We start from the raw sequence: 20,285 nt of genomic DNA, 5'->3' as shown, positions 1-20,285 counted from the left end.
GCTGGCTTTTCCCTGCGTTATCAGGAAGACGCAGACAATACTCAGTATGCTAGCAGTTGCGGTGGGGAAAAAATATTTGCTGGCGCACAGTTTTGTATTCCCTGCGTTTTTATCTGCAAAACGTCTATTCTGATGTCTCTTTCTGTGTGTCGTTACCAGTCACCGCCGCCTCTGCGATAGCGCGAGTCGTATTTTTTCCGATAGCGGTCATAGGGCGTACTGGCAGTATCTGACCCTTGATATCGACGCCACAGCCATACCACCACGATGGCCAGCAGCAGCCACGGCAGGACTTTTATCGCCATCGTAAACAGCCCGGCAATCAGCATGACAATGGCAGCGGCAATCAGCGCCACCATGACGCCCAGTAGTGACACGCCGGTGACCACCAGCATGATAAAAAAACCCATAACGAAGAAAATCTCTAACATGGTGTGCTCCTTGGCCATTGAATCACGTCGTGCGCAGGAACCGCCGCATTCTGCGTGTGATGACGTATACAGGCAAAGTATTACAAGAAGCATGCCAGAATGAATGCCTGGTAACGCATTGATTTATAATGAGGTGGTAAGAAGAGGGAAATAGACTGTTGGTCAAAAAGACCAACAGTTGGTTTTTTTTAGGCGATATTGACCAGTGATAACGCGTGTTCCACTACCGATGCATCCGCACCCGGTTTATGGGCATTTTCACTCAGATAACGCCGCCACTGGCGTGCGCCGGGTATGCCCTGAAACAGACCGAGCATGTGCCGGGTGATATGGCCCAGTGCCGCACCGCCAGAAAGTTCGCGTTCGATATACGGGTACATCGCCTGCACCACAGCCGCCTGATTCGGCACCGCACTGGTGGCGTCAAACAGATCGCGGTCAACCTGCGCCAGCATACCGGGGTTTTGGTAGGCTTCCCGGCCCACCATCACGCCATCCACGTGTTCCAGGTGCTGTTTTGCCTCTGCCAGCGTTTTGATGCCGCCGTTAATCGTCAGCGTCAGCGAGGGGAAATCGCGTTTAAGTTGGTAGACGCGGGGGTAATCCAGCGGCGGGATTTCGCGGTTTTCCTTCGGGCTTAAGCCAGAAAGCCAGGCTTTACGCGCATGCACGATAAAGGTGTCGCAGCCACCCTGCTCGGACACGGTGCGGATGAAATCGCATAAAAATTCGTAGCTGTCCTGATCGTCGATACCGATACGGGTTTTCACCGTGACCGGAATGCTGACGCGCTCGCGCATTGCTTTAACGCAGTCCGCCACGAGCTGTGCTTCCGCCATCAGGCAGGCACCGAAACGGCCATTTTGCACGCGGTCGGACGGGCAGCCGACATTGAGGTTGATTTCGTCATAGCCGCGCTGTTCCGCCAGTACCGCGCACTGTGCCAGCGCTGTCGGGTCGCTGCCGCCGAGCTGCAACGCCAACGGATGTTCTTCGTCGCTATAGGCCAGATAATCGCCCTTGCCGTGCAAAATCGCACCGGTGGTCACCATCTCGGTGTACAGCAACGCGTTATGGCTCAGTAACCGGTGAAAGTAGCGGCAATGGCGGTCAGTCCAGTCGAGCATCGGGGCGACGCTAAAACGGCCACGCCAGACAGTCTGGGACACGCCAGAAACGGGAGCGGTTGGGGCTGGACTACTCATGACGATACAAACTCACTGCCTGACAGAAAACGAAGGGGCGTCATAGTAGCGTGATTTTCCGACTTTGGGGAGGGCGGTGGAGCAAGGCGCGCGAATTTATGCCCGTGTTCGTGTTACTGATGCTGCCACTGCCACCTGTCAGTTCAACCCCGAGCACCCACCAGCGTCGCAGGTACTGTCTACCTTGCAGGAGGTGCCGTTTCATTATGACTCACGCCTCCACATCAATATACAGCGCGTCGTAACGCCAGTACTCGCAGTCACAGTCGATAATGCGGTCATGCTGATCCCGGTTGATCCGGGTGATAAACAGCGACGGGCTGCCGGGGGCGAGCTTTAATACTGGTGCTGCCACCGGTGGTAGCGGCGAGGGCAGCATGATGAAGCGCACCCGACCGTAGCGAATATCGTACTGTGACTGGTAAAGCTGGGTGAGCGAACGCCTCAGGTCGCTATTGAGAAGACCCGGAAACCAGACCGGATTCAGGTAGTGTTCCACGTACAACACCGCACGGCCATCAAGGCGACGCAAACGGCGTATGCGGTAGATCTCCGCGCCTTCCTCCAACTCCAGATGACGGGCGATAGTCGCATTCGCTGCGACAACCTCGGCATCCAGCACGTCGGTCGCGGCTTTACGCCCCTGTTTTTCCGCCATTTCATGAAAGTGACTTCTGTGCAGCGGATTATAGCTAAGCCGCGGCGGTGAGATGAACCAGCCGCGCCGCAGTTCCCGGTAAATGATGCCTTGCGATTCCAGCAGCGTGAGGGCTTCGCGCAGGGTGATGCGGGTAGTGGAGAATTGCTCGCTGAGCGCCCGTTCGGATGGCAGTCGGCCACTGGTGAACTCGCCACGGTGCAGGCGTTCTCGTAGCGCATCAGCAATCTGGATAACGGCGGTCGGTTGTATTTTCGTCATCGTAAAAAGCCTTGATATTGTGCAGCCTGCACCATAGCAGGGATTGTTGACTATCAGGTTGCATGGCTGTCGGGGTGATGCAAATTGCACACCGACAGGCACCCGATGCCGTCCACACGCCTTTACAGGCCAGTGTTGCAACCTTCTCGTCATCTTGCCGACATGAAAGCGTCATCACCGTGTGCTGAATTGGCGTACTTATTGCTGGACTAGACCAGCAGAGTGTCAGACCAACAGCGTATCACTCCCCTTGCTATGGAGCATCATGATGAAAAAATTGTTGTCTTCTGTGTTAATCAGCAGCGCGTTGTTTTCGAGTGCCGTTATGGCACAAGATTTGGCGGCGCTGGAGAAAGCCGCTCGTGCTGAAGGCGAAGTTAACAGCGTCGGCATGCCGGACAGCTGGGCCAACTGGAAAGATACCTGGAACGATTTAAGCACCAAATACGGCCTGAAACACAGTGATACCGATATGTCCTCCGCGCAGGAGATTGCCAAATTCGCCGCAGAGAAAGAGAACGCCAGTGCGGATATCGGTGATGTGGGTGTGGCCTTCGGCCCGGTCGCGGTGCAAAAAGGCGTGAGTCAGCCGTACAAGCCGACCACCTGGGACCAGGTGCCAGCCTGGGCGAAAGACAAGGACGGACACTGGGCGATGGCCTACACCGGTACCATTGCGTTTATCGTCGATAAGCAGCAGGTGAAAGACATTCCGCATAGCTGGGCTGATCTGCAAAAAGGTAAGTATGTGGTGACCATCGGTGACGTTGGTACCGCGTCTCAGGCGTCAAGCGGGGTGCTGGCGGCCAGCTTCGCGTTGGGCGGCAACGAGAAAAACCTGAAACCGGCGCTGGATTTCTTTGCCAAACTGGCCAAAGAAGGCCGCCTCGGCCTGACTAACCCGGCTATCGCCAATATCGAGAAAGGCGAAGTGCAGGTGGGCGTGGTGTGGGATTTCAACGGCCTGAACTACCGCGACACCATCGACAAAAGCCGTTTCGAGGTGCTGATCCCGTCTGACGGTTCGGTGATCTCCGGCTATACCACCATCATCAACAAATACGCCAAACACCCGAACGCCGCCAAACTGGCGCGTGAATACATCTTCTCTGATGCCGGTCAGATCAATCTGGCACGTGGCTACGCCCGCCCGATCCGTGCGCAATACATTACCCTGCCGGATGACGTAAAGGCCAAACTGTTGCCGCAGGAGCAGTATAAAAATGCACATCCGATCGCGGATGCTGACGCCTGGGACAAGAGCGTGAAAGCGCTGCCGCGTCTGTGGCAGGAAAACGTCATCATCAACATGAAGCAGTAAGCACGCTTTCGGGAGTTCGGGATGAAAACGATTCTGGTGATACTGGACGGGCTGAGCTTTCAGGTGGGTCGTGAGGCCATGGGCTACCTGCAGGCGGAGTGTGCCGCCGGGCGCGGTTGCCTCTATCAGCTGGAGTGCGAATTGCCCTCGCTGTCGCGCCCCTTGTATGAGTGCATTCTCACGGGGGTGACGCCGGTGAGAAGCGGCGTTATCCACAACGGTGTCGACCGGCTAAGCCGCGAGCGCAGTATTTTCCACTACGCTCGCGAGGCCGGCTTAACGACAGCGGCTGCCGCGTATCACTGGGTCAGCGAGTTGTATAACCGCACGCCGTTTGAGGCAGCGCGCGACCGTCATACCGTCGAGCCGTCGTTGCCGATTCAGTACGGCCATTTCTACCATGATGACGGTTATCCCGACTCCCATCTGTTTGAAGACGCGGAAAGTCTGCGCCTGCGTTACCAGCCGGACTTTCTGCTGATTCACCCGATGAATATTGACGACGCCGGGCATCGCCACGGTTTATCCACCCCACAGTACCGTAACCGGGCGCGTATGGCGGACGGTTACCTGTCTCACTGGATGCCGCGCTGGCTGGACGAAGGTTACCAGGTGCTGGTAACTGCCGATCACGGCATGAATAACGACCGTAGCCACGGCGGCATCTTGCCGGAAGAACGTCAGGTGCCGTTGTACGTGTTCGGCGACGCATTCTCGTTGCGACCGGATGCCGCACCACAACAAACCGAGTTATGCGGCACGGTGTGCCAGTTACTGGGTGTGGCACATGACAAGCCGGTGAGTCGCGATGTGCTGGTGAAATGCGGTGTGGGGGAGCGAGTGTGAAGAAGCGATGGCTGGCAGCGCTGGTATTGCTGCCGTTTTTGGTGGTGTTTACCGCCTTTCAGATAGCCCCACTGGTATGGATGGCCGTCAACAGCTTCTACAGTGATACGGAAAGCGCCTGGGGGCTGGCTAACTATCAGGATTTACTGACCTCGCCGTTTTATTTGCAGGCGATGCGTTTTTCACTGGATATTTCATTCTGGTCAAGCCTGTACGGGCTGATTATCGCACTGGTTGGCGGTTATTCGCTGCAACAGCTGGGAGAAGGGCGGTTGCGGCGTTTTGTGATGTCGTTTGCCAACATGACCAGTAATTTCGCTGGTGTACCGCTGGCGTTCGCTTTCGTGATCATGCTGGGGCTGAACGGTTTTATTACCCTGTTGCTGCGGCAAAACGGGTTGCTTGGTGACTTTACGCTGTATTCCCGCGACGGATTGATCCTGATTTATACCTATTTTCAGATACCGCTTGGCATTTTGCTGCTCTATCCGGCGTTTGACGGGTTGCGCAGCGAATGGCAAGAGTCGGCCGCGCTGTTGGGTGCCAGCCGCTGGCGTTACTGGTTGCATATCGGCATTCCGGTGCTGACGCCGGCATTGCTCGGTACCTTTGTCATCCTGCTGGCTAACGCGCTGGGGGCCTACGCCACCTTGTACGCGCTCACCACCGGCAATTTCAACGTGGTGCCGGTGCGCATTGCGGCGCTGGTGTCCGGGGATATCTCGCTGGACCCTAATCTGGGCAGTGCGCTTTCCATGTTGCTGGTCGTGTTGATGGCGCTGATTACCGCGATTCACCAATGGCTGCTACGCCGGAGTTACCTCCATGCTGCTCGCTAATTCTGTCACCGGAGGCTGCCATGTCCCAGGCTGAACGCCGTTACCACCTGCTGGTGGTATGGCTGATATTACTGGTTTTGATGTTACCGCTGCTCGCCACGCTGGGTTACGCGCTGGCGACCGAGTGGGGGGCGACCATTTTACCCAACGGGTTGACCCTGAAATGGTTTATCGAATTGTGGCGCGATGGCCGCTTTCTGGTTGCGTTGGGCCATTCACTGCTTATCTGTTTTGGCGCGTTGTTGTTTTCACTGCTGTTGGTGCTGCCTGCCATGTTTGTCATCGCCTGGGCCTTTCCGAAGCTCGACGGGCTGATGAACGTGCTGATTCTGCTGCCGTTTGCGGTGCCACCGGTGGTGTCGTCAGTCGGGTTACTACAGCTCTATTCCGCACCGCCGCTGGCGCTGACCGGCACACCGTGGATCCTGATCGGCTGTTATTTCACGATTGCCCTGCCGTTTATTTACCGCGCCATCGCCAACAATATACAGGCCATAAATTTGCAGGAGCTGCTGGATGCGGCGCATTTGCTGGGGGCCAGCACCTGGCAGGCGGCGCTGTGGGTGGTGCTGCCTAACCTGCGCAAAGGGGTGATGATTGCGGTACTGCTGTCGTTTTCATTCCTGATTGGCGAGTTTGTGTTCGCCAATTTACTGGCAGGCACCAACTACGAAACCTTGCAGGTCTACCTCTATAACAAGCGCAACGACAGCGGGCATTTCACCAGCGCATTGGTGATCTCCTATTTTCTGGTGGTGCTGTTGGTGACCTGGCTGGCGAATGCGCTCAATCGCCATTCATGAATGACGCACATTCAATGTTGCAAATTCAATTTCGCACATTCAATTTCGCAATGAGTAAAACGGGACACGCTGAACATGGCCTACCTTGATGTCATCAATCTGAATAAACACTACGGGCCGACCAGAGTGTTTCAGGATATCCATTTTTCGGCCGATGAGGGCGAGTTCGTCACCTTGCTGGGGCCAAGTGGTTGCGGTAAATCGACGTTATTACGTTGTCTGGCCGGATTGACCTCGGTGGATAACGGCCAGATTCTGCTACAGGGCCGTGATATCGTGCCGCTGTCGCCACAACAGCGTGATATCGGCATGGTATTCCAGAACTATGCGCTGTTTCCCAATATGACGGTTGAAGGCAATGTGGCCTTCGGCCTGAAGATGCAGAAGCTGCCTGCTGCTGAGATTCACAGCCGGGTCGAGGAGGTGTTGGCGCTGGTGGAACTGGGCGATTACGCCCGTCGCTACCCGCATCAGTTGTCTGGCGGGCAGTGCCAGCGTGTGGCGCTGGCGCGTTCACTGGTGACCCGTCCCCGTCTGCTATTGCTGGACGAGCCGTTATCCGCACTGGATGCGCGCATTCGTCGCCACCTGCGTGAGCAGATCCGACGCATCCAGCAGGAACTGACGCTGACGACGATTTTCGTCACCCACGATCAGGAAGAGGCGCTGACCTTGTCTGACCGAATCGTGCTGATGAATAAAGGTGAAATCGTACAAAACGGCGACGCGGAGTCGCTCTATACCCAGCCTGCCAGTCTGTTTGCCGCCGGGTTTATCGGCAGCTATAACCTGCTGAGCGCCGACGAGGCAACGCGCCTGACCGGTGGGCAGTTTGCCGGTCAGGTGGCGCTGCGCCCGGAGTCGGTGCGCTTGTGCGCGCCGGAACACGGGCTGGCCGGGGAGATTATCGGGCACAGCCTGTTGGGTAACGTGGTGCGTTATCGGATACGCGTCAGCGAGGTGGAACTCTCGGTAGATGTGCTCAATCGCTCGGTCGAGGATTTGCACGCCACCGGCAGCCGCGTCGGGGTGTTGATTGACCTGGGCGCGCTGCGTGAGGTGGCGTAACGGGGATGGCGTTTAGAGCGGGTTAGCCGCCAGCACGCGCTGTAACCGGGCGGGGAAGCGCTCGGCAAAGGCGAGCAACTGCTCGGTGAATTGTGCCACCAGCGTCGACGCCGGGCGGTGCAGTGGGCGAATCAGGCTGACGGTAAACGGCACATCGATGCTGAAGCGGCGCACCACGACCGCCCCGCTGCTGGCGTAATCTACGGCGGTAAGCGGATTGACTATCGATAATCCTACCCCGGCGCGCACCATCGCGCATACCGAGGCGGCGCTGTGGGTATCCAACACCAGCCGCCGTGTGACGTTTGCCTGCTCAAACTGCTGGTCCAGCAATTGCCGATAACTGTCGGTGCTGGACAGGCTGACGAACGGCTGATCGCGGAAATCCTCTGGTGTCAGTACCGCCTTGTGTGCCAGTGGGTGACCACTGGGCAGCACACAGACTTCGTTCAACTCCATCAGGGTGTGCCGCTCGGTGCCTGCGGGTGTATTCAGGTTCTCCGTTAGCCCCAGGTCGTGGCGCTGTGCGGAGAGCCACTCTTCCAGCAACGGTGATTCCTGTGGGATGACATGCAGGTTGAGTTCAGGGTAACGCGCCAGCAACGGCTGGCACACCTCGGGCAGTAATGATTGAGAGAACACCGGTAAACAGGCAACCGAGAGTGGGGCCTGACGAAACTGGCGGATATCCTGCGCCGCGTTGATGATGCGATCCAAGCCATAATAGGAGTGCTGCACTTCCTCGAATAACTGCAACCCTTGCGCGGTAGGGTGTAACCGCCCGCGAATGCGCTCGAACAGTGGCATCTGCACCAGGTGCTCAAAGCGCGCCAGCTCGCGGCTCACGGTGGGCTGTGAGGTGTTGAGCAGCGCGGCCGCTTCCGTCAGGTTACCGGCGGTCATGACCGCGTGAAAAATCTCAATATGGCGCAGGGATATCTCAGCCATGTGTCCCTCTTTTGTTTTGTTTAACCATATCAAAAATGAATAGAGTCTTTGAAAAAGGATATTGGAATTATAGCTTGTGGACCAGCACAATTCCGACATCTGATAACGTTTCGGTACTCTATTCATGCCACACGATCTGAATGACCTGTCTTATGCGTTGAACGCGCAGAGCCTGCGTGCGCTGCCTGCCCAATTTGGTTGCCCGTTGTGGGCCTATGATGCCGCTACCATCGTTGAGCGCATTGGTCAGTTGCGCCAGTTCGATACCATCCGTTTTGCGCAGAAAGCCTGTTCCAACCTGCATATTTTGGCGTTGATGCGCCAGCAGGGCGTGAAGGTGGATTCGGTTTCGTTGGGTGAAATCGAACGGGCATTGGCCGCCGGTTTTGAGCCGGGTACTGATGCGCATGAGATTGTGTTTACCGCCGATGTGCTCGATGACGCCACACTGCAACGGGTGCATGAGCTGGCTATTCCGGTGAACGCCGGTTCCATCGACATGCTGCATCAACTGGGCGAGCGTTCGCCGGGTCACCCGGTGTGGCTGCGTATTAACCCCGGCTTTGGGCATGGTCACAGCCAGAAGACCAACACCGGCGGTGAAAACAGTAAACACGGCATCTGGTATGCCGATTTACCGCAGGCGCTGGAAGCCTTGAGCCGTTATCGCCTGAAACTGGTCGGCATCCATATGCATATCGGTTCCGGCGTGGATTACCGGCATCTGGAGCAGGTCTGCGAGGCGATGGTGCAGCAGGTGCTGGCGGTGGGGCAGGATCTGGAGGCGATTTCTGCGGGTGGCGGGTTGTCTATTCCGTATCATCACGGTGGCGAGCGCATTGATACCCAGCACTATTATGGCCTGTGGAATCGGGCGCGGGAGCGGATTGCCGCACACCTGGGGCATCCGGTGACGTTGGAAATCGAACCGGGGCGTTTTCTGGTGGCAGAGTCCGGCGTACTGGTGGCGCAGGTGCGCGCAGTGAAGGACATGGGCCGCCGTCATTTTGTGCTGGTGGATGCTGGATTCAGCGACCTGATGCGTCCGGCGATGTACGGCAGTTACCACCATATTACCCTGTTGCCGGGCGACGGGCGTGACCTGAGCCAGTCACCGCGGCGTGATACCGTGGTGGCAGGCCCGCTGTGTGAATCTGGCGATGTGTTTACCCAGCAGGCCGGCGGCGGCGTGGAGACGATGGCGTTGCCATCCGCGCAGGTGGGCGACTATCTGGTGTTCCATGATACCGGTGCGTACGGTGCGTCGATGTCTTCCAACTACAACAGCCGCCCGCTGATAGCGGAAGTGCTGTTCGAACAAGGGCAGCCGCGACTGATTCGCCGCCGTCAGACGCTGGACGAATTGCTGGCGCTGGAACGGGTGTAATCGTTTGCGCAGACTCAGTGCGCGTAGGGGCCTTTGACGACCGACGCGCGCAGTTTCAACTCGCCGGTAAACGGCGCGATGGGGGTGACGGGGTCGCCCTCGCACAATTTTAACGCCTGTGAGATAGCGGCGCTAATCATCTCTTCAATCGGTAAATAGACGGTAGATAACGCGGGCGTCAGATAAGGGGCACTGGGGATATCGTCAAAACCGAACAGCGACACGTCCTGTGGCAGGCGTTTACCGGCCTCGAGCAGCGCTTTCATCGCACCGATGCACATATCGTCGTTACTGGCGAACAGGGCGGAAAAACCGGCGTCATGCGCCAGTAATTCGCGTGCGGCCTGATAACCGCCGGGGACCAGGCTATCACCGTTGACTACCCGCAGCGGGTCGTAAGCAATGTGATGATGCTCCAGCGCCTGCCGGTAACCGGCCAGACGGGCGCGTGCGGTCGGCGTGTTGATGGGGCCGGTGATGCAGGCAATGTCGCGGTGCCCTTGCTGTACCAGATAATCGACCAGTTGGAACACGGCCTGTTGTTGTTCAAACCAGACGCAGTACTCAGGTGCCATCGGCAGATGACGATTGATGACCACGATAGGCACCCGGGAGTGATCCAGCAATGCCATCAGGGCAGTGTCAGACATGTGGCGGGTATAGAGTACGATGGCATCACAGCGGCGATCGATCAGGAGCTGTACCGCCTGTTGCTCGTCTTCCGGCGTATCGTGACCGTCGGTCACGATCAGGTGCTTGCCGTTGGTTTCGGTGCGCTCGGCGGCACGGCGCAGCAGGCGACCAAAATAGGGGCCGTCGAAGTTGGAGACCACCAACCCGAGGCTGTTTGAACTGCGTTGTGCCAGCGAGCGCGCCAGAAAATTAGGGCGATAGCCCAGCTCTTCCATCGCCTTGAAGACGGCGTCACGCGTACTTTGTTTTACCTGACCTGTACCGTTTAACACCCGTGATACCGTTGCTTTGGATACACCGGCGTGCTTTGCCACGTCAAGCATGGTCATCATCGTTTGCACCTTCCCTGTTTTATCGAAGTCAGTCACAGCGTTGTTATCAATATTAGTTACATACTAGCACACTGGAACGACGTCAGTGGGTGAAGTGCGCCAGGCTGCGCGGTCGGTGCCATCAGGCGTGGGGACCACCAAACAGTTCTTTGCGCAGTTGTACCATTTCGTCGGCCAGATCCCGGCAGAGCATAGCGGTCATCAGGTGATCCTGAGCGTGCACCATGATCAGATTAACCGGCACTTTGCCTTCGCCTTCATCCAGCCCGATCAACCGAGTCTGGATCTGGTGGGCTGCTTTTGCCGCCTCTTGAGAGGCCAGCAGTTGCGCGTCGGCTTCCACCCAGTCCTTCGCTCGGGCGGCCTGAATCGCCATCATGGCGCAGGAACGCGCTTCGCCCGCGTTGATCAGCAATTCCATTACGGTCTGTTCCATATCGAATTCCATCACGGTGTCCTCTTGGTATGCCAAATTAGCTATTAAACATGTTATTGGAATTCCAATATTGACTTGTGAGAACAGTGTCACAGAAAAATTATTCGTTTGTTTTATTTTTTGGTATGCCAAACGCGAGAGCGCTGAACCTGCCGTCCATTCTCTTCCGCGCGTAACGGCCACTACGGGGGCGAGAGCCTCTGATAACAACAACCCCTGAAAATACAGGTAAATCAAAGAGGTGGAGTTATGTCATTCAAGGATAAGGCTATCGATTCATTAGGATCGTTCGCCAACCAGTTCAACAGCCTGAGATACATCATGGCGATCAAAGCCTCGTTCATTACGTTGATGCCGGTGATCATCGTCGGGGCGTTCTCTGTGCTGATCTCCAACATGGTGCTGGATCCGAAGAACGGGCTGGCGAGTTTCGCTCTGTTTTCATTTCTGGCACCGTTAAAACCCATCATGAGCGGCATTAACTACGCCACGCTCAATTTCCTCACCATCGGCGCGGTGTTCCTGATAGGCATCGAGCTTGGGAAAATCAACGGCTCTCGTAGCCTGTTTCCCGGTTTGCTGGCGGTGATCTGCTTTATTTCCATTACCCCGACCACCATCGATATGGTGATCAACGGTCAGACATTACCGGTGAAAGATGTGCTGGCGCGGCAATTCTCCGACACCAAAAGCCTGTTCCTCGGCATGTTTATCGCCATCGCTTCGGTGGAAATCTATTCGAAGCTGGAGTCGGTAGAAGGGTTGCGCATCAAGATGCCAGACAGCGTGCCGCCGAATGTGTCCGCGTCGTTTTCGGCGTTGATCCCGGCGATCATCACCGTCACGCTGGTCGCGACCTTCGGGTTTACCTTCCAGAAAGTGACCGGCATGTACCTGTACGACGCTATCTACAAGGTGGTGCAACAGCCGCTGGAGTCGGTCGTGCAGAGCCTGCCGGGGCTGTTGATTCTGATGTTCGTGGCACAGCTGTTCTGGGTTATCGGTATTCACGGCAACCAGATGATCAAACCTATTCGCGAACCGCTGTTGCTGGGGGCGATTGCGGTGAACATGACCGCGTTTGAGCAGGGGCATGAGGTGCCAAACATCATCACCATGCCATTCTGGGACGTGTACATGAGCATCGGTGGGTCTGGGTTAACCATCGGGTTGCTGCTGGCGGTGATGATCGCCTCTAAGCGCCGTGAAATGAAAGAGATCGCCAAGATTTCCTTCGGTCCTTGCATCTTCAACATCAATGAACCGGTGATTTTCGGCATGCCCATCATGCTCAACCCGATTCTGGCTATCCCGTTCATCATCACACCGCTGGTGACCGGCACCATCGGTTACTTCGCCACCAGCATGGGGTTCGCCGGGAAAGCGGTGGTGATGGTGCCCTGGACCACGCCGCCGTTGATTAACGCCTGGCTGTCTACCGCCGGTTCGATGGGGGCGGTCGCGACACAGGTGGTGTGCATCATCGTCGCCACCCTGATTTACCTGCCGTTCGTCAAAGTGGCGTCTCGTCGTGCTGAGCAGGCACAGCGTGAGGCGGAGTCAGAGGCCACAGCACAGGCCAATGCATTGAAATAATGAATGTATTGCAATACTGAATCTAAGGGAGACCGGTAATGAGCAAGGTATCAATGACCCTGCCTGAAGGCTTTATTCTGGGGGCGGCGGCGTCCGCCTGGCAGACCGAGGGGTGGTCAGGTAAGAAAAGCGGGCAGGACTCGTATCTGGACCTGTGGTACAAGCGGGATCGTCAGGTATGGCACAACGGCTATGGCCCGGCGATCGCCACCGATTTCTATAACCGCTACCGCGAAGACGTGGCACTGATGAAGCAGACCGGGCTGACGCACTTTCGTACCTCGATTAACTGGTCGCGCTTCATGCTGGATTATGAAAACGGCGTGGTGGATGAAGAGTACGCCGCTTACATCGATAACCTGATCGACGAAATGCAGCGTGAAGGCATCGAACCGATGCTGTGCTTAGAGCACTATGAGCTCCCGGCGGTGCTGTTCGAGAAATATCAGGGCTGGTCGTCGAAGCAGGTGGTGGAGTGGTTCGTGCAGTACGCCGACGCGGTATTTGCCCGCTACGCCGGTAAGGTCAAACGCTGGTTTACCTTTAATGAGCCGATTGTGGTGCAGACCCGCGTGTATCTGGACGCGGTGCGCTACCCTTATCAGCAGGATACCGGCATCTGGATGCAGTGGAACCACCATAAAAACCTGGCAACCGCCAAAGTAGTGCAACTGTTTCGTGACAAAGGTTACCACCTGCAAGGGGGCAGCATCGGGGTGATCCTGAACCCGGAAGTCACCTACCCGCGTTCCAGTGCGGCGCATGATGTTGAGGCGGCGCGCCTGTATGACCTGTTCTATAACCGGGTATTTCTCGACCCGGCGCTGAAAGGCGAATACCCGGCGGAATTACTGGCGCTATTGGAAAAACATCAGGTGAAGTGGGATTACACCGAGGAAGAGCTGGCTATCATCCGCGCCAACACCGTGGATGAAGTGGGCATTAATCTCTACTACCCCCATCGGGTCAAAGCCCCCAGCCGGGCCTGGAACAGCAACACGCCGTTCCACCCAGCCTGGTACTACGAGCATTTCGAATTGCCTGGCCGCCGGATGAATAAATCGCGCGGTTGGGAAATCAACCCCCGCATTATTTACGACATGGCGATGCGACTGAAAGAGGAGTACGGCAACGTGCCCTGGTTTGTGTCGGAAAACGGTATGGGGATTGAAAATGAAGGCCAGTTCAAAGACAGCCACGGCGTGATACAGGACGACTACCGTATTGCGTTTATCGCCGAGCATCTTTACTGGACGCTAAAAGCACGCGAAGACGGTGCCAACTGCCAGGGGTATATGCTGTGGGCGTTTACCGACAATGTGTCGCCGATGAACGCCTTTAAAAACCGTTATGGCCTGATTGAGATAGACCTGGAACACGATCGGCAGCGCAGAGCGAAGAAATCAGCCGGCTGGTTCCGACAGGTTCGGGACAGCGGTGTGCTGACGTTCGAACTGGACGATGAAGAGAAATAGGGGGAAAGATGAAACGGATCGTACTGGCCTGCTCGGCAGGCATGTCTACCTCGCTGGTGGTGACCAAAATGGAAAAAGAAGCCGCGGCGCGGGGCATGGAATATCAGATTTACGCTATCCCGGAACAGAACCTGCGTGATGAGTTGCAGACTTACGGTAATGACATTATCGCGGTCCTGCTGGGGCCGCAGGTGCGGTTTAAGCTGGCGGAAAACAAAAAACTGACCGATGAGTATCACATTCCTATCGCCGTTATCGACTCGGTGGCTTACGGCACCCTGAACGGTGCAAAGGTACTCGATCAGGCGCTGAGTTTGGTAAACTGAGTCTGATTGCTGTAAACGCGGACCGGTGCAGGAGGACGCACCGGTTCGTGTTTAGGCTGTGGACCTGACGAACGCGGTGTGAAGCCGCCGTGACGATGACGAAAGGAAGCAGCCTGGTATCCGGCCCCGTGTCGGGGCGGCAGCGGTGTTCAATTCTCGGCCGTTCAGGGTGGCATTGTGACGAAGGTTGTGGTTCTACAAGACAGAAAGCAATACCAGGAAATAGGGGGTGACCTGCGGGAGAAAATCCAGCAGGGGGAGTACCCGGTCGGGGCGCGTCTTCCGCCAGAGCGGAATATTGCGGAGACTTATGGCGTAAGCCGTACCATCGTACGTGAAGCCTTGCTGATGCTGGAACTGGAAGGAACGGTGGATATCCGCCAGGGGTCTGGGGTGTACGTGTTACGTGTGCCGTCGGCGGAAGAACCGTCTCCGAACGCGCAAAACCGTATCGGGGCGTTTGAAATGTTGCAGGCGCGCCAGTTGCTGGAAAGCAACATTGCCGCGTTTGCCGCCCGCATGGCGACCCGTAATGATATTGATATCCTGCGGCGCACGCTGGAGCAGGAACAGGCAGCTATCGCCGCCAACGATTACCGCAGCGATTTCGATAAAATCTTTCACTTGCAGGTAGCTGGGGCGACCCAAAACCAGATGCTGTTGGAAACCGTCAGCAATATCTGGTCTTGCCGGGACGAAAGCCCTATCTGGCAACAGCTTTACAGCCATGTGGGCAACCACGGTTACCGGCTGAAATGGCTGGCGGATCACCAGACGATACTGGCGGCGCTGCGTCGTCGCGACGTCAGCGGGTCGTATCAGGCGATGTGGCAGCATCTGGAAAACGTCAAAACTACACTGATGGAAATCTCTGACGCCGAAGCGCCGGAGTTTGACGGCTACCTGTTCGATTCGGTGCCGATTTTTCAGGGAAAACTGGTCTGACGTATGACGATGATGGAAATTAAGCCAACCATTGGCTATCTGGCGGATTATCCGCATTATGAGACGCAGGTGGTCGATTGGCTGTGGCAGGCGTTTGGCGACGGGCTGAGTCGGGATTTTTTTGCCAGCGTGGTGCACCACAGCATGGATAAGCGCGCGTTGCCGCTGACGTTCGTAGCGCTGGCGGGCGACCAACTGGTCGGTACGGTCGGGCTGTGGCGTTGTGATTTGATAAGCCGTCAGGATTTAACCCCGTGGCTGGCGGCGCTGTATGTGGACGAACGCTACCGCGATCGCGGTCTGGGGGCCGACCTTCAGCGTTTTGTCATCGAATGCAGCCGCGAACGCGGTTTTGACTCTCTCTACCTGTACGCCAGTTTCAGCGGTTACTACGAGCGCCACGGCTGGCGTTACATCGGCGACGCACCCGAGTACCCCGATAAACAGGTCCGGCTGTACCACCATTCCCTCGGTTGATTTGTGCTGTCGATAAACCCCATCGATTGAAGCTCAGTGGCAGGGTTTCCCGGCGTCAAAAAACGTGCTGAGGCAGGCGGCTTCGCCGGATGCGCGGCAGGGAAGCCGCGCAAGCCCGTGCCGTGTCGGACAAAAACGTTGGGAACGTTTTTGAACAGCGTTTACGCTGGCCCGCAGGGCGAGTCCCAGGGATGGGGCGAGTAACCACGTCACTGGCGGTCCGAACAGCGAAGACGAATGCCGAAGGAACCGCGTTAGCGGCACGGTTTAGCCGCTAGCCAGTGGTCAAGGAGAGGTGGCGCTTGCACCTCTCCTTGTCGTGCGTGCGATGAAATAGCAAAGAAACGACACGGTTTATCCCGCACGAAACCATTCACCGACCAGACATAAATCCATTATTAGTGAAACAACGCGGCTGTTTGTTAACAGCCTTAACGCATCAAGGCTGTCCACTGTTCAAACTGGCAACGGAATGGCGGCGAATCAGCGTCGGGTGGAACAGGTTGATGGCGTTGGGTAGCGGTGTGTTGTTTGCCAGCGCCAGCGCAATTTGTGCCGCCTGTGTCGCCATCGCGGTGATTGGATAGCGGATAGTGGTCAGGCGCGGTCGCAGGTAACGCGACAGCAGCACATCGTCGAAGCCGATAAGCGACATGTCTCGCGGCACGTCGATGCCGTTATCACTCAACACCGCCAACGCACCAGCGGCCATCGGGTCGTTGTAGCAGGTCAGCGCCGTCACCGGGCGGCCGCGCTCCAGCAGCGTAGTCATCGCGGCTTCGCCGCCGCTTTCATCCGGTTCGCCGTAGGCGATCAACTGCTCATCCAGTGCAATATCGTGTTCGGCCAGCGCGTCCCGGTAGCCCGCCAGGCGGTCGTCGGCATCGGAAATCGCATGATTGGAACACAAAATACCAATCTGGCGATGCCCTTGCAGAATCAGATGTCGGGTAGCCAGCCAGGCACCATAACGGTTATCCAGCGCCACGCAGCGCACCTCGTACCCCGGCAGAATACGGTTGATCAACACCATGCCTGGGATCTGTTCCATCAGTTGCGCCAGCTCTTCATCCGGCAACATTTTGGCATGCACCACCAGTGCTGCGCAGCGATGACGAATCAACTGTTCAATGGCTTGCCGCTCTTTGTGCGCGATGTGGTAACCGTTGCCGATCAGCAGAAAATTACCAGTACGATAGGCTTCCTGCTCCACGGCTTTGACCATGGTGCCGAAAAACGGGTCGGACACGTCAGAGACCACCAGCCCCAGCGTTTCGGTAGACTGCTGGGCCAGCGCACGGGCGTTGGCGTTCGGATGGTACTGCAACTGTTGCATGGCCTGCAGAACGGCGCTGCGTGCGTGCTCACTGGCTTTGGGCGAATCGTTGATCACACGTGATACGGTGGCGACCGACACACCAGCCAGCCTGGCGACATCCTTTATGGTGGCCATGAAGGTTTCCTATTGCTCTTAGAGCCTATTCCATTAGGGCTATTTCGCTGGCCATTTTGGCCCGGGGCAGTGCTCGAACGCCTCACGTACTCCGTGTACGCTGCGGGTTCTCTGCGGCTTCCTGAGTCCAAACTGGCTGCGCCAATAACGCCTGATGGGATAGGCTCTTAATGTAAAAATGAGTCGTCGAATCAAGTAACTGTCTGAGTGTCACGGAATTAGGCCGTGGCTGCAAGAGGCGGGGATCGCAACTTTCACCGCTTTCATCTGCTACGTTCATCGCTTTTACCGCTTGTTTGCCATCGACGATTTCCTTTCGGCAGCAATATTCGTGAAGCGTAAGCGGATTGTTTGGCATATGTTGTGCCGATGTTTTTTCAACGTGCTATCTCTTGCGCTGGGTATGGTACTCAGTCATGGGGATAACCCTCTGTCTCAGGGAAGGAATTCTCAGTATGAAATATATTATTCTGCTGGTGTTTATTCTGGCGGTGGCCTACGTCCATTTCCGTGGTCGTGTGCGATATCAATTTTGGCGACAATTGTCGGATCATTCGACCTTTACCGCACCGCTCAACGTCTTTATGTACCTGTTTTCCCGTGTCCCAGTGACACCGTATCTCAAACCTGAACATTTTCCCGAACTGGCGGCGCTACAGCAGAACTGGCAGACGATCCGTGAGGAAGGCGAAAAGCTACTGGCAATGCAGGAGATTAAAGCCTCGGATCGGTATAACGATGCCGGGTTCAACTCGTTTTTCAAGACCGGCTGGAAGCGCTTCTACCTGAAATGGTATGAGGAATCTCACCCTTCAGCGGATGCGTTGTGCCCCAATACCACCGCGCTGCTGCGCTCGGTGCCGTCGATAAAGGCCGCCATGTTCGCCACCTTGCCGGACGGTAGCCGACTGCCGCGCCACCGTGACCCGTATGCCGGTTCGCTGCGCTACCACCTGGGGCTGTCGACACCTAACGATGACCGTTGTTTTATCGAGGTCGATGGCGAGCGTTATAGCTGGCGTGATGGTGAAGGTGTGCTGTTTGACGAAACCTATATCCATTATGCGGAAAACAGCAGCGGGCAGAACCGCTTGATCCTGTTTTGCGACATTGAGCGACCAATGCGTTATCGCTGGGCGCAAGCGGTGAATTACTGGCTGGGGCGTCATTTGATGAGTGCGGCGGCCGCGCCGAATAGCGATGGAGATCGTACTGGCGGCATCAATCGAATTTTCAAATATCTCTATGCGGTACGCAAAGTGGGAAAACGGCTGAAAAGCTGGAATAAGCCGGTTTACTATCTGGTGAAATGGGTGCTGTTCGGCGGGATCGCCGCAGGGATTTGGTGGGCGTTGTAAGTCTGGATCCGGGCGTGTCAGTGGCGATGTCGCTGCGTTTTCACGCCTTTATTACAGCTCACCTGAGAATTTTACAGTTAGTTGCACTTCGAACGGTTATCTTTCGATTCTGCGCTAGTGATTCGGGGTGACTGTCTTTAGAGTAACAAGTCCCAGAGGTATTGATGGGTGACAATCGATGTGTTCTCCACATTGAACCATTCAAATTTCACCAACCTACGCGGATGCGTAGGTTTTTTTTTGCCTGCGATCCGGCGGGCGGGAAAATAATACCCTTGTCACAAATAAAAAAGAAATCCCTCGCGCTGTTAGTGACACGATTGACGCCAAAAATACTGGGTGATAATTTTTGCTCATTGCATAAGACTTGTTACCGTTCGGCGGGCAAAACATAAGTGCAGCAACAGTATGAAGTCGCCTGACTTCGTTGTTGGCTGTATTTAGGTTTTGCCCGTTTCTGTTTTCAGGAGAATGCGATGAGGATAACTCAAGTCCTGAATAATAATGTAGTCAGCGTGATCGACAATCAGGGGCAGGAGCTTATCTTGACCGGCTGCGGATTGGGTTTTCATTCCCGAACCGGGCAGGATGTGAAAATGTCGAAGGTGGAGAAAATATTCCGTTTGCAGGATAACGCTATTTCCGCTCGTTTTAAGGATCTGGCGCAGGAAATCCCGTTGGAAATATTGCAGCTCACCAGTGATATTGTCGAAACGGTGAAAAAACAGCTTCAGCAGAAATTGAGTGAAGGCATTTACGTTACGCTAGCGGATCACCTGGCATTCGCCTTACAGTGCCAGCGCAACGGCACGCTGATTCAGAACCCACTGCACTGGGAAGTTCGGCATTTCTACAAGCAAGAGTACGCGGTGGCGGAGCAGGCGCTGGTGTTGATACAGGAAACGTTGGGCGTCACACTACCAGAAGATGAAGCTTGCAGCATTGCGTTGCATATCGTCAATGCTGAGCTTGGCGATAATATCGGCAATATGAAGCAGATTACGCAACTGATTTATCAGGTGCAGAATATCGTCAAATATTATTTTCAGGTGCCGCTGGATGAAAATAATAGCAATTACTACCGTTTTATTACCCACCTGAAGTTTTTTTCTCAGCGTGTGGTGGAAGGTGCTTCGCTGGATAATGACGACGGCGATTTATTTACCATGGTTCAGCAACGTTATCAAAAAACGCTGGGCTGTGTAGAGGTCATCAATACCTTTATCAAAAAAAACTACCAACACACCATGACCAATTCGGAGAAACTCTACTTAACCATTCATATCGATAATATGATTCATTGTCTTACCCCCAATAATTCGAGTTGAGGGCAACCCACACACCTGCAACGTGAAGTATGAAGGGTATAAATTATTCCGAATAGGCTTGTTACTGGCAGCAGTGATATCCGCTGACGCAGGCAAACC

General features: G+C 55.8%; 20 protein-coding genes. 13 read left to right on the top strand and 7 right to left on the bottom strand.

The annotated features are described in order from the left end of the window. Positions 1-152: 152 nt before the first annotated feature. From pspG to FAZ14_RS05885, 3 genes are all read right to left on the bottom strand, one after another. Positions 153-431 carry an envelope stress response protein PspG gene (gene pspG, locus FAZ14_RS05895; protein WP_016940517.1) on the bottom strand — a complete coding sequence of 93 codons (279 nt, stop codon included), beginning with the start codon at positions 429-431 and terminating at the stop codon, positions 153-155. Between the two features lie 188 nt (positions 432-619). After that, positions 620-1,636: a tRNA dihydrouridine(20/20a) synthase DusA gene (gene dusA / locus FAZ14_RS05890; protein WP_153508210.1), complete on the bottom strand. Its 1,017-nt coding sequence runs from the start codon at positions 1,634-1,636 to the stop codon at positions 620-622. 211 nt (positions 1,637-1,847) lie between these two features. Continuing rightward, positions 1,848-2,555, bottom strand: a complete 708-nt coding sequence (locus FAZ14_RS05885) for a UTRA domain-containing protein (RefSeq protein ID WP_153508209.1) — start codon at positions 2,553-2,555, stop codon at positions 1,848-1,850. 268 nt (positions 2,556-2,823) lie between these two features. On the opposite strand from FAZ14_RS05885, the gene FAZ14_RS05880 reads away from it, so the two are divergent. From FAZ14_RS05880 to FAZ14_RS05860, 5 genes are all read left to right on the top strand, one after another. Next, entirely contained in the window at positions 2,824-3,876 is a 1,053-nt protein-coding gene (locus FAZ14_RS05880) for an ABC transporter substrate-binding protein (RefSeq protein WP_026357756.1), read from the top strand. Between the two features lie 21 nt (positions 3,877-3,897). After that, positions 3,898-4,722, top strand: a complete 825-nt coding sequence (locus FAZ14_RS05875) for an alkaline phosphatase family protein (protein WP_153508208.1) — start codon at positions 3,898-3,900, stop codon at positions 4,720-4,722. Then, the gene (locus FAZ14_RS05870; RefSeq protein WP_153508207.1) at positions 4,719-5,561 is read left to right on the top strand and encodes an ABC transporter permease; all 843 of its coding nucleotides are present in this window, start codon (positions 4,719-4,721) and stop codon (positions 5,559-5,561) included. The genes FAZ14_RS05875 and FAZ14_RS05870 overlap by 4 nt, the downstream gene beginning before the upstream one ends. A 20-nt stretch (positions 5,562-5,581) precedes the next feature. Next, positions 5,582-6,364, top strand: coding sequence for an ABC transporter permease (locus FAZ14_RS05865; protein WP_029456181.1), 783 nt, complete (start codon positions 5,582-5,584; stop codon positions 6,362-6,364). Between the two features lie 75 nt (positions 6,365-6,439). Then, positions 6,440-7,432, top strand: coding sequence for an ABC transporter ATP-binding protein (locus FAZ14_RS05860; RefSeq protein ID WP_038926727.1), 993 nt, complete (start codon positions 6,440-6,442; stop codon positions 7,430-7,432). Between the two features lie 12 nt (positions 7,433-7,444). Here the strand turns inward: FAZ14_RS05860 and FAZ14_RS05855 are convergent, their stop codons facing one another. Further along, positions 7,445-8,380, bottom strand: coding sequence for a LysR family transcriptional regulator (locus FAZ14_RS05855; RefSeq protein WP_153508206.1), 936 nt, complete (start codon positions 8,378-8,380; stop codon positions 7,445-7,447). Between the two features lie 124 nt (positions 8,381-8,504). On the opposite strand from FAZ14_RS05855, the gene lysA reads away from it, so the two are divergent. Continuing rightward, on the top strand, positions 8,505-9,767 hold the full coding sequence (gene lysA, locus FAZ14_RS05850; RefSeq protein WP_016940502.1) for a diaminopimelate decarboxylase: 1,263 nt from the start codon (positions 8,505-8,507) through the stop codon (positions 9,765-9,767). Positions 9,768-9,781: 14 nt separating this feature from the next. Here lysA and FAZ14_RS05845 read toward each other — a convergent pair whose 3' ends face one another. After that, entirely contained in the window at positions 9,782-10,792 is a 1,011-nt protein-coding gene (locus FAZ14_RS05845) for a LacI family DNA-binding transcriptional regulator (RefSeq protein ID WP_029456179.1), read from the bottom strand. Between the two features lie 121 nt (positions 10,793-10,913). Next, positions 10,914-11,240: a PTS lactose/cellobiose transporter subunit IIA gene (locus FAZ14_RS05840; RefSeq protein ID WP_038905539.1), complete on the bottom strand. Its 327-nt coding sequence runs from the start codon at positions 11,238-11,240 to the stop codon at positions 10,914-10,916. A 237-nt stretch (positions 11,241-11,477) separates the two neighbouring features. Between FAZ14_RS05840 and FAZ14_RS05835 the strand changes: the two genes are divergently transcribed. From FAZ14_RS05835 to FAZ14_RS05815, 5 genes are all read left to right on the top strand, one after another. Continuing rightward, positions 11,478-12,824: a PTS sugar transporter subunit IIC gene (locus tag FAZ14_RS05835; protein ID WP_153508205.1), complete on the top strand. Its 1,347-nt coding sequence runs from the start codon at positions 11,478-11,480 to the stop codon at positions 12,822-12,824. 38 nt (positions 12,825-12,862) lie between these two features. Then, positions 12,863-14,299, top strand: coding sequence for a glycoside hydrolase family 1 protein (locus FAZ14_RS05830; protein WP_153508204.1), 1,437 nt, complete (start codon positions 12,863-12,865; stop codon positions 14,297-14,299). Between the two features lie 8 nt (positions 14,300-14,307). After that, on the top strand, positions 14,308-14,625 hold the full coding sequence (locus FAZ14_RS05825; RefSeq protein ID WP_012886041.1) for a PTS sugar transporter subunit IIB: 318 nt from the start codon (positions 14,308-14,310) through the stop codon (positions 14,623-14,625). Between the two features lie 177 nt (positions 14,626-14,802). Beyond that, on the top strand, positions 14,803-15,570 hold the full coding sequence (locus FAZ14_RS05820) for an FCD domain-containing protein (protein WP_016940497.1): 768 nt from the start codon (positions 14,803-14,805) through the stop codon (positions 15,568-15,570). 3 nt (positions 15,571-15,573) lie between these two features. Further along, positions 15,574-16,047 carry a GNAT family N-acetyltransferase gene (locus tag FAZ14_RS05815; RefSeq protein ID WP_016940496.1) on the top strand — a complete coding sequence of 158 codons (474 nt, stop codon included), beginning with the start codon at positions 15,574-15,576 and terminating at the stop codon, positions 16,045-16,047. A gap of 439 nt (positions 16,048-16,486) precedes the next feature. Here FAZ14_RS05815 and galR read toward each other — a convergent pair whose 3' ends face one another. After that, on the bottom strand, positions 16,487-17,500 hold the full coding sequence (gene galR, locus FAZ14_RS05810; protein ID WP_016940495.1) for an HTH-type transcriptional regulator GalR: 1,014 nt from the start codon (positions 17,498-17,500) through the stop codon (positions 16,487-16,489). 455 nt (positions 17,501-17,955) lie between these two features. Here galR and lpxO point away from each other — a divergent pair, with 455 nt between their 5' ends. Both lpxO and licT read left to right on the top strand, forming a co-directional pair. Next, entirely contained in the window at positions 17,956-18,858 is a 903-nt protein-coding gene (gene lpxO / locus FAZ14_RS05805) for a lipid A hydroxylase LpxO (RefSeq protein WP_016940494.1), read from the top strand. 476 nt (positions 18,859-19,334) lie between these two features. Beyond that, positions 19,335-20,186 carry a BglG family transcription antiterminator LicT gene (gene licT, locus FAZ14_RS05800; RefSeq protein WP_153508203.1) on the top strand — a complete coding sequence of 284 codons (852 nt, stop codon included), beginning with the start codon at positions 19,335-19,337 and terminating at the stop codon, positions 20,184-20,186. The last annotated feature ends 99 nt before the right edge of the window (positions 20,187-20,285 follow it).

The organism is Dickeya oryzae (assembly GCF_009372235.1).
Classification (GTDB): Bacteria; Pseudomonadota; Gammaproteobacteria; order Enterobacterales; family Enterobacteriaceae; genus Dickeya; species Dickeya oryzae.
The sequence above is the reverse complement of the archived record's forward strand: the minus strand, read 5'-3'. Positions and strand labels throughout refer to the sequence as shown.

What these genes read in the sequence shown, in the direction of transcription:
- FAZ14_RS05840 (WP_038905539.1), bottom strand. Translation starts at nt 11,240, where the DNA reads ATGGAATTCGATATGGAACAGACCGTAATGGAATTGCTGATCAACGCG.
- FAZ14_RS05855 (WP_153508206.1), bottom strand. Translation starts at nt 8,380, where the DNA reads ATGGCTGAGATATCCCTGCGCCATATTGAGATTTTTCACGCGGTCATG.
- pspG (WP_016940517.1), bottom strand. Translation starts at nt 431, where the DNA reads ATGTTAGAGATTTTCTTCGTTATGGGTTTTTTTATCATGCTGGTGGTC.
- FAZ14_RS05875 (WP_153508208.1), top strand. Translation starts at nt 3,898, where the DNA reads ATGAAAACGATTCTGGTGATACTGGACGGGCTGAGCTTTCAGGTGGGT.
- galR (WP_016940495.1), bottom strand. Translation starts at nt 17,500, where the DNA reads ATGGCCACCATAAAGGATGTCGCCAGGCTGGCTGGTGTGTCGGTCGCC.
- FAZ14_RS05845 (WP_029456179.1), bottom strand. Translation starts at nt 10,792, where the DNA reads ATGATGACCATGCTTGACGTGGCAAAGCACGCCGGTGTATCCAAAGCA.
- FAZ14_RS05835 (WP_153508205.1), top strand. Translation starts at nt 11,478, where the DNA reads ATGTCATTCAAGGATAAGGCTATCGATTCATTAGGATCGTTCGCCAAC.
- lysA (WP_016940502.1), top strand. Translation starts at nt 8,505, where the DNA reads ATGCCACACGATCTGAATGACCTGTCTTATGCGTTGAACGCGCAGAGC.
- FAZ14_RS05885 (WP_153508209.1), bottom strand. Translation starts at nt 2,555, where the DNA reads ATGACGAAAATACAACCGACCGCCGTTATCCAGATTGCTGATGCGCTA.
- FAZ14_RS05815 (WP_016940496.1), top strand. Translation starts at nt 15,574, where the DNA reads ATGACGATGATGGAAATTAAGCCAACCATTGGCTATCTGGCGGATTAT.
- lpxO (WP_016940494.1), top strand. Translation starts at nt 17,956, where the DNA reads ATGAAATATATTATTCTGCTGGTGTTTATTCTGGCGGTGGCCTACGTC.
- FAZ14_RS05865 (WP_029456181.1), top strand. Translation starts at nt 5,582, where the DNA reads ATGTCCCAGGCTGAACGCCGTTACCACCTGCTGGTGGTATGGCTGATA.
- FAZ14_RS05860 (WP_038926727.1), top strand. Translation starts at nt 6,440, where the DNA reads ATGGCCTACCTTGATGTCATCAATCTGAATAAACACTACGGGCCGACC.
- FAZ14_RS05880 (WP_026357756.1), top strand. Translation starts at nt 2,824, where the DNA reads ATGAAAAAATTGTTGTCTTCTGTGTTAATCAGCAGCGCGTTGTTTTCG.
- FAZ14_RS05825 (WP_012886041.1), top strand. Translation starts at nt 14,308, where the DNA reads ATGAAACGGATCGTACTGGCCTGCTCGGCAGGCATGTCTACCTCGCTG.
- licT (WP_153508203.1), top strand. Translation starts at nt 19,335, where the DNA reads ATGAGGATAACTCAAGTCCTGAATAATAATGTAGTCAGCGTGATCGAC.
- FAZ14_RS05830 (WP_153508204.1), top strand. Translation starts at nt 12,863, where the DNA reads ATGAGCAAGGTATCAATGACCCTGCCTGAAGGCTTTATTCTGGGGGCG.
- dusA (WP_153508210.1), bottom strand. Translation starts at nt 1,636, where the DNA reads ATGAGTAGTCCAGCCCCAACCGCTCCCGTTTCTGGCGTGTCCCAGACT.